Source organism: Stenotrophomonas sp. 93052_Sma (assembly GCF_056481145.1).
This window is the reverse complement of record NZ_CM151134.1, coordinates 1,603,356-1,617,666: the sequence shown is the minus strand read 5'-3', so window position 1 is coordinate 1,617,666 and position 14,311 is coordinate 1,603,356. Positions and strand designations below refer to the sequence as shown.

Genomic DNA, 14,311 nt, shown 5'->3' with positions numbered 1-14,311 from the left:
AACGGAAAACGGCCGGGTTTCCCCGGCCGTTTTCACTTACTGCTTCAGGCTCTGATGGATCAGAACTTGTACTTCACGGTCAGCTGCATCGACCAGCGCGACACGGCGGTGTTGCCCTTGTCGTTGTTGTTTTCCTGGATCGACGAGTTGTCGGTACGGCCGGTGAAGTTGTACAGGTACTTGCCGGTAGCCGGGTCGATACCCGAGTAGTTGGCAACGCGACGGGTGGCGTAGAAGCCGTAATCGTCGATCAGACCCCACTTCTTGTTGAGCAGATTGCCGACATTCATGATGTCCAGCGCGATCTCGCCCTTGTGGGTCTTCGCAAAGCCCGGGAACTCCTGGCTGATGCGGACATCGAAGCTGTTGACCCACTTGGCGCGGTGCGCATTGGCCGGGACCACGCTGCCACGGTAGGCATCAAGCTCCGGATTCTGCGCCAGCCATTCGAAGAACTTCTTCTCCATGTCGGCGCCGCCGGTGAAGATCACGTCACCCGGGCCCTTCGGCACGTAGAACAGATCGTTGGTGCCTGCGCCGTCGCCGTTCACGTCGTTATAGAACACGTAGCTGTACGGACGACCCGAACGGCCTTCATAGAACAGGCCGACGCGGGTGGCATTGTCACCGAAGAAGTTGTGCTTCCACTCCAGGGTACCGGTGATGCGGTCCTTGATCGCATAGCGCGAGTTGTACGCAACGTTGTCGTTGGCGTTCAGGCTCAGCGTGTTGTTCCAATTCGAGGTGTTCTGCGAGCTGGACAGCGGGCTCACTTCCTTCGCCTGAGTGTAGGTATAACCCAGCGACCAGCCCCAGTTCTCGGTCAGCGGCTTGGCCAGCGAGAACGTAGCCTGGGAACCACGACCCTTGTCGGTGTTGCGCAGCAGGATCACGTCGCCGATATCGCTCGGACGGTTGACACGGTCACTCGGGCAGGTCTGATCGGTGGCCGAGCAGGCACGACCGTTCTTCTGGCCAGCCTGCATGCCGTTCGAGCCAGCATTGGCACCGTTCATGCCGTAGTCGTTCCAGTACAGCGCACGACCGTCCTGACCAACCGAGCGGTTGGCATTCGGGGTCATGACGTCCAGACGATCAAAGTACAGACCATCCTTGACCTTGGTGACCAGCAGCTCGGCCGACGCCACGATGCCGTACCACGGCAGTTCGTGATCGAAGGCCAGGTTGGCCTTCCAGACCGACGGCAGGCGGGTACCGGGAGCGATCAGGTCGACGTTCTGACGTGCCGAAGCAAGCGACGGGTCCGGGATGAACGGATTGTCAGCATCGAAGCTGAAACCACCCGGATTGCGGGTCAGGTTGTACTCGGCGTAGTTCAGGCCGGTGTTCTGGTAGGCACCCGCCAGCCACACGTTCGGGGCAGCACCGCCGAACAGGCCCACGCCACCGCGCAGCTGGGTCGGACGGTCGCTATCGAAGGTGTAGTTGAAGCCGACGCGCGGCTGGAACAGCTTCTTGTCGACCAGCTTGGTGTTGTTGAAGCCGTACAGCTGCTCGATGCGCGGGTTGTACAGGCGCTGGGTGCTGAAGTCCGGCATGTCAACGCGGACACCGAACATCAGGCTCAGGTTGTAGTTGATCGCCCAGGTATCCTGGATGAACAGACCCGTGTTCTTCAGGTGGAACTTCGCCGGAATGTCATCCAGGCTGCCACCAGCACGCGGCACGCGCACCTGGTACGCGGACGGGGTGCCGGCTTCAAACGCAGCCAGGTTGGCGAACTCATACGCGCCGTACAGGTTGCGACCGTAGAAGTTCATCAGGTCGTTGTCGGTGTAGTCAAAGCCGAACTTGACGGTGTGGTCACCGACATACCAGGTACCGGCACCGAAGGCGCTCAGTTCCTTCGACTCCACCAGGTTGGTGTGGGTGTTCTGCTCGGTACCCAGGTACAGCGAATTATTGTTGTCGAAGCGGACGCGGATCTGCGGCAGGTGCGAAGCGGCAACGCGGTTGGACGAGTAGTCCTTGTGCGAGACCTTGAACTCGGTCGAGAAGTTCTCGGACCAGTCACTGAACAGTTCACCCATCCAGGTCTCATACTCGGTCGGCTGGGTGTACCAGAAGTCACTCAGCGAAATTTCGCTGTTGCTGACCTTCGGGAAACGCACCACGTCCTGCTTCATCTTGTTGTAGCGCAGGGCCGCACGGTGGTTCTCGTTGATGTTCCAGTCCAGCTTGACCGCGTACTCTTCGATCTCGGTCTTGTTGTTCAGCGCACCGACGCCGCCGACCTGATAGCCAAGATCGGACATGCGCTTCTGGACGCGGGCGATATCAGCATCGCTGATGCCGCCAGCCTTGTTGTAGGGGCTTTCGCCAAGGCTGACGCCGCCACCGCTACGCTCGTACTTTTCGTAGTTGGTGAAGAAGAACAGCTTGTCCTTGACGATCGGGCCGCCGAAGGTCATGCCGTAGGTCTTCTCGTCCTTGAAGCCGTTAAAGTCCTGCTTGTCACCTTCCAGGCGCGAACGGACCATGTCCTTGTCGCGGTACGAACCGTACACGGTGCCGTGGAATTCATTGGTACCCGACTTGGTCACGGCGTTGATCACCGCACCGGTACCACCAGCGATGGTGGTGTCGTAGTTGGCCAGGTCGATGTTGATTTCCTGGATGGCGTCCATCGACACCGGCTGACGCTCGGTCGGCAGGTTGTTGGAGCCCAGGCCGAACGGATCGGAGGCGCTGATGCCGTCGATGCGGATGGCGTTGTAACGGGTGTTCTGGCCACCGGCCGAGATCGCGCCGTCAGCCTTGCTGACCTGCGAGATGCGCGGGTCCAGGCGGATGTAGTCCTGGATGTTGCGGTTGGCCGACGGCAGCGCGTCCATCGTTTCGCGCGTCACGTTGGTGCCGCTGCCCATCTTGGTGGCGCTGAACAGGTCCAGGCCGCCGGCGGTGGCGACAACGTTCACGGCGTCCAGGTTGGTGGCGGCCAGATCGCCGCCGAGGCTGGCGTTGACCGTGTTGACCTGGTTCAGGTTCAGGTAGACACCTTCTTCGGTCTTGGTGCCTTCACCGGACTTGGTGATGGTGATGGTGTACGGGCCACCCACGCGCAGGCCGCGCGCGTTGTAACGACCCGACGCGTCGGTGGTGGCACGCGAAACGGTGCCCGACTCGGTGTGGGTGATGGTGACTTCAGCGCCAGCGACAGGCTGGCCTGCAGAGGACATCACCTGGCCGCCGACACCGGCAGAGGTGCTCTGGGCGAAGGCGGGAGCGGTGGCGAGCGCAGCCACGAGACCAAGGGTGAGCTTGGACATCCGGAGTGGGTGGGTCATTTTTCGGTAGCCTCGATGCGAGTTGGCGATGGCGGAAAAAAAGCGCATCCAAACAGCCCTGCGGGTGGCTGGTCGGACATTTATCTGGGGTTCCCTACCGCTTGGCTGAAGGAAGCCACAACGGTTAACACTAGATTAACACGCTACGCCATCAATGTGACGGTTGTGCGACAAACGGCACCCGATCGCAACGCAATCGTGACGGGTTCTTCACTCCGCCTTTCCCCGGCACTCACTCGGCCGGGGACGCCCCGCTGGCATCGAGAATCCGGCCGCGCCAGGTGGCGCCAGCACCGGACAACAGGGTCACGGCCGCAGCTGCGGCGGCCTCCGGGCCTTGGGCGGCCGGGTCCTGGTCTACGGAATACGCCCGGGCGCGCAGCGCCGTGCGCAGCGGGCCGGGGTACAGGCCACTGACCCGTACCGGGCTGCGGCCAAGCTCGTCATGCAGGCTGGTGATCAGGCCGCGCAGGCCATGCTGGGCCACGCCATACCCCCCCCAATAGGCCTGTCCGACCCGCTCGGGCGCATCCACTGCAAACACCATCGCCGCATCCTCGCGCTGCCGCAGCAGCGGCAGGCAGGCCTGGGCCAGCCAGGCCGGCGCGGTCAGGGTGACGTGCACCGCGCGGGCGAAACTGGACGGATCGGCCAGTTCAAACGGAGTCAGGCCCGGGAAATGGGCGGCACAGACCAGCAGGCCGTCCAGCCGCCCCAGCTCGCGCTGCAGGGCCTGGGCCAGTTCGGCGTAGTCATCCGGGCCAGAGCCTTCCAGATCCAGCGGATACAGCAGCGGCTCCGGGCCAACGGCCTGGACCTGGGCGTAGACACGGTCGAGGCGGCGCGGCTTGCGGCCCAGCAGGACCACGGTGGCACCGGCCGCTGCGGCCGCAACGGCCGCCGCACTACCCAAGCCACCGCCGGCGCCGGCAACCAGCACCACGCGATCCTGCAACGGGCGGCCATCGAGCGCCCCGTCGGTCGGTGACGTCGATGGCCAGGCACTCATCCCTGGGTCGCCTCTTCGACGATGCGCTTGAGCTCGCCGGCTTCGAACAGCTCCAGGACGATGTCGCAGCCGCCGATCAACTCACCGTTGATGAACAGCTGCGGGAACGTCGGCAGGTTGGAGAATCGCGGCAGGTTGGCGCGGATCTCGGGTTCTTCCAGCACGTTGACGGTGCGCAGGGTGACAGCGCCGGCCGCCATCAACGCCTGTACGGCGCGGCTTGAGAAGCCGCACATCGGGTATTGCGGGGTGCCCTTCATGAACAGCACGAGCGGGTAACGATCGACCTCGGCCTGGATTTGCTGCATTACCGCCACAACCACACTCCTTGCTTCGCCGGACAAACCGACCGTGATGGTCGGCTAGACTGCCCACGGTAGCCGCCATTGTAAGCGGATGGAACCGGCTGCCGCCGCCCCCTGGCCACGAACCTGTCCATGCCTGTCGAATTGCCTGCCCTGCCCTACCTCTCCGGCTCCCTGCAGCCGCACCTGTCCGCACAGACCGTGGAACTGCATCACGGCCGCCACCATCGCGCCTATGTCGATGCCGTCAACGCCGGCATCCTCGGCACCGAGTGGGAGGAAGCGTCACTGGAAGAGATCGTCCGCCACGCCCAGGGCACGCTGTTCGATGTCGCCGCCCAGGCCTGGAACCATGGCTTCTACTGGCAGTGCCTGCGCCCGCGCGGCGGCGGTGAGCCGCAGGGGCGGCTGGGCGAGCTGGTCAAGCGCCAGTTCGGCGACGTGCAGCGCCTGCGCGAGGAATTCAACCGCACCGCACTGGGCCTGTTCGGCTCGGGCTGGGTGTGGCTGGTGCAGCATCCGGGCGGGCAGCTGGGCCTGCAGGCCACCCGCAACGCCGGCACGCCATTGACCGGCGAAAGCACCCCGCTGCTGTGCTGCGACGTCTGGGAGCACGCTTACTACACCGACTACCAGAATGATCGCGCGCGCTATCTGGACGCGTTCTGGCAGATGGTCAACTGGGAATTCGCCGAAAGCCAGCTGCGCTGAGGCAGCGGCTCCGCCACGGGGTAGTGCCGGCCGCTGGCCGGCATCCCCATACGCGCACGAACATACCCGATCTGCCGGCCAGCGGCCGGCACTACCGGGAAACAGTACGGAGCTTCACGCGCTCTCGTGCGCGGCCACCGCGTCCATCACCCGTGCCGAGTACACCAACGCGGCGCCTGCATTGAGCGACACTGCCACGCCCAGCGCCTCGGCGATTTCCTCGCGGCTGGCGCCGTGCTTCAGCGCTGCATCCACATGCACGGTGATGCAGCCGTCGCAGCGGGTGGTCACTGCCACGGCCAGCGCGATCAGCTCGCGGGTCTTGGCATCCAGGTGGTTGGTCTGCGCGCCGGCATTGGCCAGGGTGGCATAGCCCTTGACCGTATCCGGCGAGAGCTTGCCGATCTCGCCGATGCGGCCCTTCAGTTCCTTGCGGTAGGCATTCCAGTCGAGCATGGTCGTGACTCCTGTGAAAGGAGCTCCACGCTACCACCGGGAATGTTGCGCCGATGCCTGCACCGGCGCGCCACATCGTTGCATTGCCGGCCAGCGGCCGGCACTACCGGGTTCAGCGGTTGCGCAGCGCGTGTACCGCCGGCGCCACCTGGGCCTGGCGACCCAGCTCCAGACCCACCTGGTCCAGTGCATCGGCCAGTGCATCAGCAGCATCATCGCGCAGCGTGGCATGACCAACCTTGCGGCCCTCACGCGGCTCCTTGCCGTAGTCGTGCCAGTGGCCGCTGGCCTGGGCCAGCACCGGCGCGGGGTCCGGCATCGCGCCCAGCCAGTTCAGCATGCAGGCATGACCGAGCATACGGGTGCTGCCCAGCGGCAGGCCCAGCACAGCGCGCAGGTGATTCTCGAACTGCGAGGTCTCGCTGCCTTCGATGGTCCAGTGGCCGGAGTTGTGCACGCGCGGCGCCATCTCGTTGGCCAACAGCTCGCCATCGCGGCAGAACAGCTCCAGCGCGAACACGCCGACATACTGCAGGTGCTCGGCGACGCGACGGGCATAGCCGATCGCGGCCTCGTGCTCGGCGGCCGACAACACGGCCGGCGCCACGCTGGCCGACAGCACGCCGTCGACGTGCCAGTTCCCGGTGACCGGCCAGGCCTCGAAGCTGCCATCGCGGCCACGCACGGCAACCACGCTGACCTCGCGCTGGAAGGCCACGAAGCCTTCCAGGATCAGACCAGTACGCTCGACCTGCGCACCCAGCGCATCCCATGCGGCATCGATGTCGGCCTCGCTGCGCAGGCGGAACTGACCCTTGCCGTCGTAACCGAGGCGGCGGGTCTTGAGGATGCACGGCAGACCGAACTCGGCAGCCTTCGCGGCCAACTCGTCACGGCTGCGGATGTCAGCGAAGGCCGGCAGCGGAATGCCCAGCTGCTGGAACAGGGTCTTCTCGCTCAACCGGTCCTGGGCCACGGCCAGTGCGGCCGGCGGCGGGTAGACCGGCACGCGGTCGGCCAGGAACTGCGCGCTGTCGGCCGGCACGTTCTCGAAATCGAAGGTGACCACATCGACCTTGGCGGCGAAGTCCGCCAGCGCCTGGCGGTCATCGAAGGCACCGACGGTGAGCGGCGCCAGCGGGCCGCTGCAGGCGTCGGCGGCCGGGTCGTACAGCTCGAAGCGCAGTCCCAGCGGCGCACCGGCCAGTACCATCATGCGGGCGAGCTGGCCGCCGCCCAGGATGCCGACGGTCAGGCTCATTGGCGCGGATCGTCGTGGGCCATCACGTCTTCGGTCTGGCGTGCGCGGAACGCGTCGAGCGCCTGGCCGATCGCCGGCTGGTCACTGGCCAGCATTGCGGCGGCGAACAGCGCGGCGTTGGAGGCGCCGGCATTGCCGATGGCGAAGGTGGCGACCGGGATGCCGGCTGGCATCTGCACGATCGACAGCAGCGAATCCATGCCGTTGAGGGCCTTGGACTGCACCGGCACGCCCAGCACCGGCACGGCGGTCTTGGCGGCGATCATGCCCGGCAGGTGCGCGGCCCCGCCGGCACCGGCGATGATCGCGCGCAGGCCACGCGGGCCCGCCTGCTCGGCGTAACTGAACAACACATCCGGCGTCCGATGCGCGGACACTACCTTCACTTCGAACGGAACACCCAGAGCTTCAAGCTTCTGGGCGGCGTGCTGCATGGTTTCCCAGTCGGAACGGGAACCCATGACGATGCCGACAAGCGGCGCGATCGGGTTGGGGGTCATTGGCCGTCACCTGCCTTAAAGACGTATTCTAGCCATCTTCCACGCAAGACGAAGAACCATGGATCGCAAGCTGCTCGACCTGCTGGTGTCGCCGGACACCCGCCAGCCCCTGTCCCTGCTGGATGGCAAGGGCTTGGAAGCCCTCAACAAGGCCATTTCCACCGGCGCGGTGAACAAGGCCGATGGCAACCCGCTGGCGCAGCCGCTGCGCGAAGCGCTGGTCACCCGCGATCGCAAGCAGGTGTTCCGCGTTGACGACGGCATCCCGGTGCTGCTGGCCGAGGAAGCCATCCCGACCGCCCAGATCGCCGACTTCCCGGCCGCATGAGCGCGCTGCCGACGCCGGATGCGGCCGTTGTCGCCGCCGATGTCGCGCGTGCGCTGGCCGAGGACCTGGGCAGCGGCGACGTCACCGCCGCCCTGCTGCCCGACCAGGCCGACAGCGCCTACCTGCTGTGCAAGCAGGACGGGGTGATCGCCGGCCGCCCCTGGTTCGACGCCACCCACCGCGCACTCGATCCGGACGTGCGCATCGAATGGCATGTCTCCGAGGGCGACACGGTCACCGCCGGCACCGTGCTGGCCCTGCTGCACGGCCGAAGCCGCAGCCTGGTCAGCGCCGAACGCACCTCGCTGAACTTCCTGCAGACGCTGTCCGGCACCGCCACGACCACCGCACGCTACGTGGCGGCCGTGGCCGGTACCGGCACACGCATCCTCGACACCCGCAAGACCCTGCCCGGCCTGCGCTTGGCGCAGAAGTACGCAGTGCGCTGCGGCGGTGGCGAGAACCATCGTTTCGGCCTGTACGACACGGTGATGCTGAAGGAAAACCACATCCGCGCTGCCGGTTCACTGGCCGCAGCCGTGGCCGCCGCGCGCCGGCAATGGCCCGCGCTGCCGCTCGTGGTCGAGGTGGAAGACCTGGCACAGCTGCGCCAGGCGCTGGAAGCCGGTTGCGAACGCATCCTGCTGGATGACTTCAGCCCGGACCTGCGGCGCGAGGCCGTGCGCATCACGGCAGGCCGCATTCCGCTGGAAGTATCCGGCAGCGTGGGCCTGGGCGGCCTGCGTTCGATCGCCGAGGACGGCGTGGACTGCATCTCCATTGGCGGCCTGACAAAGCACGTGCAGGCGATTGATCTGTCGCTGAAGCTGGGCCCGCCGCCGGGCTGAGGCCTGACCCGGTTCTCACACCCGGCGTTCACGACAGCGCTGCGACGCTGCGGTCATCCCCCACAGGAGCCGCGCATGCGCCGGATGCTCTTGCCTGCCTGCCTGCTGCTGGCCGCAGCCCCCTTGTCCGCCGCGGCCGCCGAAGCCTGCGATGTGCCGCCCCGCTTCGGCCTGAGCCCGTTGGCGGTGGCCATCCGCAATACCGCCTGCAACGAGCACCGGCTGTGGTTCCGGCCCTTCATTGATCGCGATGGCCGCGCCGCCAGCCTCAGTGTCACCGAGGCCGAAAGCGATCACCTGGCCGACAACGGCCTGATCGCCTGGCAGCGCGTGGCCGGCTACTGGCGCAACAGCGGCACGCTCAACGCAATGGGCAGCATCGCCGGCGCCAACAGCTGCCTGGCACCGCTGGGTACGCGCTACACCGACAGCGACTGCCGCGCCTTCCTGGTCGACAACCCGTGGTCAGCCGCGTTCATTTCCTGGGTGATGGTGCAGTCCGGCGTTCCCGGCTTCAACACCTCGCCACGCCACATCGACTACATCCGTGCCGCGTACCAGGGCGGCCCCTCGGGCGTGCCGTACCGGTTGGTCGATCCCGCGACCGCAAAGCCCGCACCGGGCGACCTGCTGTGCTTCCTGCGCGACCGCAGCACTACGCTCAGCTACAGCGGGCTGGTGCAGGCACTGGGCAATGGCTCGGTGGGCCACTGGAAATCACATTGCGAAGTGGTGGTAGCGGCCAATCTTGGCGGCGACCAGACCCTGTACCTGGTCGGCGGCAACGTGATGAACACCGTGGCGATGCGGTTGCTGCCTCTGGACCGCACCGGACTGATCAAGCTGCCGCCCGCGCGCGAACGCAACAGCACCGGCATCGACCCCAGCTGCACGCCGGGCCGCGAGGACGAATGCAGCTTCAACCGGCAGGACTGGGCGGCGCTGCTGCAGTTGACCGCCACATCACCGCTGGTGATGCCCTCGCCCACTGCGACGCCGATGCAGCCCGCCCCGACACCGCAACCGGTCATCGTGCCCGCGCAACCGGTATCCGGCGAACCGCAGCCGCGGCGGTGAATCCAGCGCTTGATCCAGCGCTCGTTCGCCGCCATCTTTGCGGAATCGACCTCTGACGGCTGACGCCATGCCCACCCTGCTGCTGTTGCTGATTGCCGGCGGAATCATCTACTTCTTCTGGAATGCCGCACGCTCGGCCGCCGAGCGCGCGGTCGAGCTGGGCCGCAATGCCTGCCGCGCCGCCGATGTGCAGTGGCTGGACCAGGCGGTGCACGCCACCGGCCTGCGACTGTCGCGTGGCGAGGATGGACGGCTCGGTTTCGAGCGCACCTTCAAGTTCGAGTATTCCTACGATGGCATCGATCGCCACGTGGGCCGCATGGTGCTGCGTGGCGACCAGCTGATCTCGTTCACCGGCCCCGGTGCCGCGCGGATCAGCCAGATCCGGCCGGATGCGGAGGATGCCGAGGATGTCTAAGGGCTTTGAGTGCCGACCAACGGTCGGCACCCACCGGTAAATCCTGTAAAGGAAAACGCCGCCCATCGGGGCGGCGTCGGAAGGATTACTTGACCACGCGCAGGTTCGGGCGCCCCTTCGGCGGCGGACTGGCCGGCGGCGTATCGTCCGGCGGCGTGCCTTCCTCGTGCAGCAGTTCCTCGCTGGTCGGTGCGGTCTCATTGCCCGGAATGTCATCCGGCAGCGCCATGCCCTGCCCGGTCTCGCGGGCATAGACAGCCAGCACGGCGCTGATCGGCACCTGCACCGGGTAGCTGGTGCCGGAGAAGCGGGCCGAGAAGCTCACCATTTCGTTGTCGATCATCAGCCGCACGACGGCACGTTCGGCGATGTTGAGCACAACCCGGCCATCCTTGACCGCCGAAGGCGGGACCTGCACGCCGGGGACGCCGGCGTCGACCAGGATGTGCGGGGTCAGCTGGTTGTCGTTGATCCATTCCACCAGCGCCCGCAGCAGGTACGGGCGGTGGCTGGTCATGTGGAAGAAGTCTTCGGTCATGCGTGAAGTGTACGCGCCCGGCGCCCCGCCGGGGCGGATCGCCTGCACGCCGGTCGGCGTGCAGACGGGTAATGCGGGGCCGGATCAGACCGGCAGATCGCGCAGTTTCTTTTCCTGATCGGTCAGGCTGCGGACGAAACCGGGATGGCGGAAGATGCGGTTGCCGTAGTCCTCGATCGCCTTGCCGTCCTTCGGCAGCGGCACGTCCAGCGACTGCAGGCGCCAGATGATCGGCGCCATCGCGCAGTCGGCCAGGCTCATTTCCGGGTTGAGGAAGAACTTGCTGGCCTTGAACAGCGGCAGCGAGGCGGTCAGCAACTCCTTCAGGCGCTTGCGGCCGGCCTCGGCCTGGGTCTTGTTGCCCAGCTGGATGGCCTGCACCTGCGGTACCCAGTCGTGCTCGATGCGCAGCATGGCCAGGCGGATGCGCGCACGCGACAGCGGATCGACCGGCATCAGTGGCGGATGCGGATAGCGCTCGTCCAGGTATTCGCTGACCACCGACGCCGCGTACAGCACCAGCTCGCGCTCGACCAGGGTCGGCACCGAGTGGTACGGATTGAGATCGATCAGGTCTTCAGGCGGGTTCTGCGGATCGACCGGAACGAAGTCGAACGTGACCCCTTTCGCCGCCAGCACCAGACGTACACGGTGGCACAGCACATCGTCGTTCGAGGAAAACAGCGTCAGTGTATTGCGCATGCGTACGCTCGCCGCCATCAAAGGCTCTCCCACGACAGGAGACCGCCTGCCGCATCGGCGCCGCCGGCACCGTGCCAGCGGTCGACTCCTCCCCGAGTGTGCAACCGACCATCACAAAAGCCAATAGGCCCATGCAATGGTCGGCGGCAGAATCAGTGAACGTCCTTCCAGTATTCCTTCTTCAGCAGGTACAGCAGGAAGGTCAGCAGCGCCAGGAACAGGATCACCCACACGCCCAGCTGCTGGCGCTTGAGCGCGGCCGGTTCACCGGCGTATTCGAGGAAGTTGGTGATGTCCCGCACGGCCTGGTCGTACTGGCCGGCATCCACCGAACCGGGCGTTTCGATGCGCAGGCCGGTCACCGGCGGGTCCATGCCGGGGGCCTCGGGCTTGCCATGCACGGCATGCTGCAGGCCCTGCATTTCCCACAGCGGGTTGGGCATGGAGGCGTTCGCGAACAACGCGTTGTTCCAGCCCAGCGGCCGGCTGGTATCAAGGTAGAACGACTTGAGATAGGTGTAGACCCAGTCACTGCCACGCACGCGCGAAATCAGGCTGAGGTCCGGCGGCATCTTGCCGAACCACTTCTCGGCGTTCTCCTTGGGCATCGCCACCGGGATCGGGTCGCCGATCGCCGAGCCGGTGAAGTTGAGGTTGTTCATCACCTCTTCCTCGGTCAGGCCCAGGTCCTGCGCCATCCGCGAATAGCGCAGGTACTTCAGCGCATGGCAGCCGGAGCAGTAGTTCATGTACAGCTGTGCGCCGCGCTGCAGCGAGGCGCGGTCACCGAGGTCGTTGCCGGCCTGCAGCAGCTTGGCGCCGCCCTCGGCGGCGGAGGCCAGGAAACTGCCCAGCATCAAGGTGGCCGCCAGGGCCAGTCGGACCATCCAGCGCTCAGTCATGCGTGGTCACCCTCTCCGGTACCGGCTTGGTCCTGTCCAACCTTGTCCATAGCGGCATGGTGATGAAGAACGCGAAGTACAGGAAGGTCAGCACCCGCCCGATGTAGGTCTCGTGCACGTCGGTACCCGGGCCGGAGCCGATCACGCCCAGCCAGACGAAGCACACCGCCAGTACACCCAGCATCACCTTCGAGATCCAGCCGCGGTAACGCACCGACTTCACCCGCGCCTTGTCCAGCCATGGCACCAGGAACAGGATCGCGATGGCCGAGAACATCACCAGCACGCCGCCCAGCTTGTTCGGTACCACGCGCAACATCGCGTAGTACGGCGTGTAGTACCAGACCGGCTTGATGTGCTCCGGGGTCACCAGGCGGTTGGCCTCGGTGAAATTGTCGTGCTCCAGGAACAGGCCGCCGAAACCGGGCGCGAAGAAGATGATGAAGGCGGCGATGATCAGCAGGAAGCCGGCGCCGACGCCATCCTTGAGCGTGTAGTACGGGTGGAACGGAATGCCGTCGGCCGGCGCGTTCGGCGACCAGCGGTTGCCCTTCGGCCCCTTCTTGATCTCCACGCCGTCCGGGTTGTTCGACCCCACTTCGTGCAGCGCGCCCAGGTGCAGTACCACCAGCAGCAACAGCACCAGCGGCAGGGCGATGACATGCAGCGCGAAGAAGCGGTTGAGCGTGGCGTCACTGGGCAGGTAGTCGCCCATGATCCACTCGGTCAGGCCGTTGCCGATCACCGGTATCGCGCCGAACAGCGAGATGATCACCTTGGCGCCCCAGAACGACATCTGGCCCCACGGCAGCACGTAGCCCATGAAGGCTTCGGCCATCAGCACCAGGTAGATCAGCATGCCGAGGATCCACACCAGCTCGCGCGGCTTCTGGTAACTGCCGTACAGCAGGCCGCGGAACATGTGCAGGTAGACCACGATGAAGAACAGCGAGGCGCCCGTCGAATGCATGTAGCGGATCAGCCAGCCCCACTCCACATCACGCATGATGTATTCGATGGAGCCGAACGCCTCGGCGGCGTTGGTCTTGTAGTGCATCGTCAGGAAGATGCCGGTGACGATCTGGTTGACCAGCACCAGCAGCGCCAGCGAACCGAAGTAGTACCAGATGTTGAAGTTCTTCGGCGCGTAATACTCGGTGACGTGCTTGCGGTAGACCGGCATCAGGCCCGGCGCGCGGGCATTGACCCAGTCGGCGACGCCGCTGGCGGTACGGCTGAGGATATTGGCCATCAGGCAGCCCCCTGCGGATCAACACCGATGATGATGGTGTTGTCGTCCTGGTAGTGGTGCGCGGGCACCTTCAGGTTGATCGGCGCCGGCACGTCCTTGAAGACGCGGCCGGACATGTCGAAACGCGACTTGTGGCACGGGCAGAAGTAACCGCCCTTCCACTGCGGATCGTAGGGCTCGGGCCGGATCTCGGCGACCATTTCCGGCGAGCAGCCCAGGTGCGTGCACAGCCCGACCAGCACGGAGATCTCCGGCTTGATCGAGCGCAGCTCGGGGTTCTGCTTCAGCACGTACTCCGGCTGCTGGTCCTTCTCGCCGGACTCGGGGTCCTTGAGACGGCCGTCCAGCCCGTGCAGCGCATCGAGGATCGCCTTGGACCGTTTGACGATCCAGATCGGCTGGCCACGCCATTCCACGATCAGGCGTTGGCCTTCCTGCAGGGCGCTGATGTCGGCCACCACCGGTGCGCCGGCAAGCTTGGCGCGGGCACTGGGATTCCAGGATTTGATGAAAGGAACTGCGGTGAATCCGACGCCGACGGCGCCCACCACGGCTGTGGTGGCAGAAAGAAAACGCCGACGTCCGGTGTTGACTGGATCGTGTACCCCATCGTTGGCCATCCGGCACTCCGATATTGATTAGGTAGCTTTAAGGCTGCCAGCGGATCCGGTGGGGGCCAGAGCCGCATTGAATCAT

16 protein-coding genes are annotated in these 14,311 nt (G+C 65.6%); 5 read left to right on the top strand and 11 right to left on the bottom strand.

The features are described from left to right. Positions 1 to 59 precede the first annotated feature (59 nt). The 3 genes from ACZK2V_RS07550 to grxD form a co-directional block, all read right to left on the bottom strand. Positions 60 to 3,308 (bottom strand): TonB-dependent receptor, encoded by a 3,249-nt coding sequence (locus tag ACZK2V_RS07550; protein ID WP_132809750.1) that lies wholly within the window; start codon positions 3,306 to 3,308, stop codon positions 60 to 62. Positions 3,309 to 3,540: 232 nt separating this feature from the next. Further along, positions 3,541 to 4,317 carry an SDR family NAD(P)-dependent oxidoreductase gene (locus ACZK2V_RS07545; protein WP_486323068.1) on the bottom strand — a complete coding sequence of 259 codons (777 nt, stop codon included), beginning with the start codon at positions 4,315 to 4,317 and terminating at the stop codon, positions 3,541 to 3,543. After that, a complete protein-coding gene (gene grxD, locus ACZK2V_RS07540; RefSeq protein WP_005408852.1) occupies positions 4,314 to 4,634 on the bottom strand; it encodes a Grx4 family monothiol glutaredoxin in 321 nt (106 codons plus the stop codon). Before grxD ends, ACZK2V_RS07545 begins: the two co-directional genes overlap by 4 nt. 120 nt (positions 4,635 to 4,754) lie before the next feature. Between grxD and ACZK2V_RS07535 the strand changes: the two genes are divergently transcribed. Then, positions 4,755 to 5,333, top strand: a complete 579-nt coding sequence (locus ACZK2V_RS07535; protein WP_071228391.1) for a superoxide dismutase — start codon at positions 4,755 to 4,757, stop codon at positions 5,331 to 5,333. Between the two features lie 114 nt (positions 5,334 to 5,447). Here the strand turns inward: ACZK2V_RS07535 and ACZK2V_RS07530 are convergent, their stop codons facing one another. From ACZK2V_RS07530 to purE, 3 genes are all read right to left on the bottom strand, one after another. Beyond that, positions 5,448 to 5,789 (bottom strand): carboxymuconolactone decarboxylase family protein, encoded by a 342-nt coding sequence (locus ACZK2V_RS07530; protein ID WP_004152082.1) that lies wholly within the window; start codon positions 5,787 to 5,789, stop codon positions 5,448 to 5,450. A gap of 112 nt (positions 5,790 to 5,901) precedes the next feature. Continuing rightward, positions 5,902 to 7,050 carry a 5-(carboxyamino)imidazole ribonucleotide synthase gene (locus tag ACZK2V_RS07525; RefSeq protein WP_032128885.1) on the bottom strand — a complete coding sequence of 383 codons (1,149 nt, stop codon included), beginning with the start codon at positions 7,048 to 7,050 and terminating at the stop codon, positions 5,902 to 5,904. Further along, positions 7,047 to 7,550: a 5-(carboxyamino)imidazole ribonucleotide mutase gene (gene purE, locus ACZK2V_RS07520; RefSeq protein WP_005412808.1), complete on the bottom strand. Its 504-nt coding sequence runs from the start codon at positions 7,548 to 7,550 to the stop codon at positions 7,047 to 7,049. The genes ACZK2V_RS07525 and purE overlap by 4 nt, the downstream gene beginning before the upstream one ends. A gap of 58 nt (positions 7,551 to 7,608) precedes the next feature. Here purE and ACZK2V_RS07515 point away from each other — a divergent pair, with 58 nt between their 5' ends. From ACZK2V_RS07515 to ACZK2V_RS07500, 4 genes are all read left to right on the top strand, one after another. Further along, the gene (locus ACZK2V_RS07515) at positions 7,609 to 7,878 is read left to right on the top strand and encodes a Trm112 family protein (RefSeq protein WP_032128883.1); all 270 of its coding nucleotides are present in this window, start codon (positions 7,609 to 7,611) and stop codon (positions 7,876 to 7,878) included. Continuing rightward, complete coding sequence (nadC, locus tag ACZK2V_RS07510; RefSeq protein ID WP_049423252.1) at positions 7,875 to 8,726, top strand: carboxylating nicotinate-nucleotide diphosphorylase; 852 nt, start codon at positions 7,875 to 7,877, stop codon at positions 8,724 to 8,726. The genes ACZK2V_RS07515 and nadC overlap by 4 nt, the downstream gene beginning before the upstream one ends. 75 nt (positions 8,727 to 8,801) lie before the next feature. Further along, positions 8,802 to 9,803: a DUF2272 domain-containing protein gene (locus tag ACZK2V_RS07505; protein WP_071228394.1), complete on the top strand. Its 1,002-nt coding sequence runs from the start codon at positions 8,802 to 8,804 to the stop codon at positions 9,801 to 9,803. A 67-nt stretch (positions 9,804 to 9,870) separates the two neighbouring features. Next, positions 9,871 to 10,221 carry a DUF3301 domain-containing protein gene (locus ACZK2V_RS07500; RefSeq protein ID WP_049423257.1) on the top strand — a complete coding sequence of 117 codons (351 nt, stop codon included), beginning with the start codon at positions 9,871 to 9,873 and terminating at the stop codon, positions 10,219 to 10,221. Between the two features lie 85 nt (positions 10,222 to 10,306). On the opposite strand, the gene ACZK2V_RS07495 is transcribed toward ACZK2V_RS07500, so the two are convergent. The 5 genes from ACZK2V_RS07495 to petA all read right to left on the bottom strand — a co-directional run bounded on the left by ACZK2V_RS07495 (position 10,307) and on the right by petA (position 14,235). Further along, positions 10,307 to 10,759 (bottom strand): ClpXP protease specificity-enhancing factor, encoded by a 453-nt coding sequence (locus ACZK2V_RS07495; RefSeq protein WP_100471832.1) that lies wholly within the window; start codon positions 10,757 to 10,759, stop codon positions 10,307 to 10,309. Positions 10,760 to 10,843: 84 nt separating this feature from the next. Beyond that, positions 10,844 to 11,479: a glutathione S-transferase N-terminal domain-containing protein gene (locus tag ACZK2V_RS07490; RefSeq protein ID WP_005408842.1), complete on the bottom strand. Its 636-nt coding sequence runs from the start codon at positions 11,477 to 11,479 to the stop codon at positions 10,844 to 10,846. Between the two features lie 134 nt (positions 11,480 to 11,613). Further along, entirely contained in the window at positions 11,614 to 12,363 is a 750-nt protein-coding gene (locus ACZK2V_RS07485) for a cytochrome c1 (protein ID WP_049423258.1), read from the bottom strand. Continuing rightward, positions 12,356 to 13,615 carry a cytochrome b gene (locus tag ACZK2V_RS07480; protein ID WP_049423260.1) on the bottom strand — a complete coding sequence of 420 codons (1,260 nt, stop codon included), beginning with the start codon at positions 13,613 to 13,615 and terminating at the stop codon, positions 12,356 to 12,358. The genes ACZK2V_RS07485 and ACZK2V_RS07480 overlap by 8 nt, the downstream gene beginning before the upstream one ends. Beyond that, positions 13,615 to 14,235 carry a ubiquinol-cytochrome c reductase iron-sulfur subunit gene (petA, locus tag ACZK2V_RS07475; protein ID WP_049423262.1) on the bottom strand — a complete coding sequence of 207 codons (621 nt, stop codon included), beginning with the start codon at positions 14,233 to 14,235 and terminating at the stop codon, positions 13,615 to 13,617. Before petA ends, ACZK2V_RS07480 begins: the two co-directional genes overlap by 1 nt. Between the last annotated feature and the right edge of the window lie 76 nt (positions 14,236 to 14,311).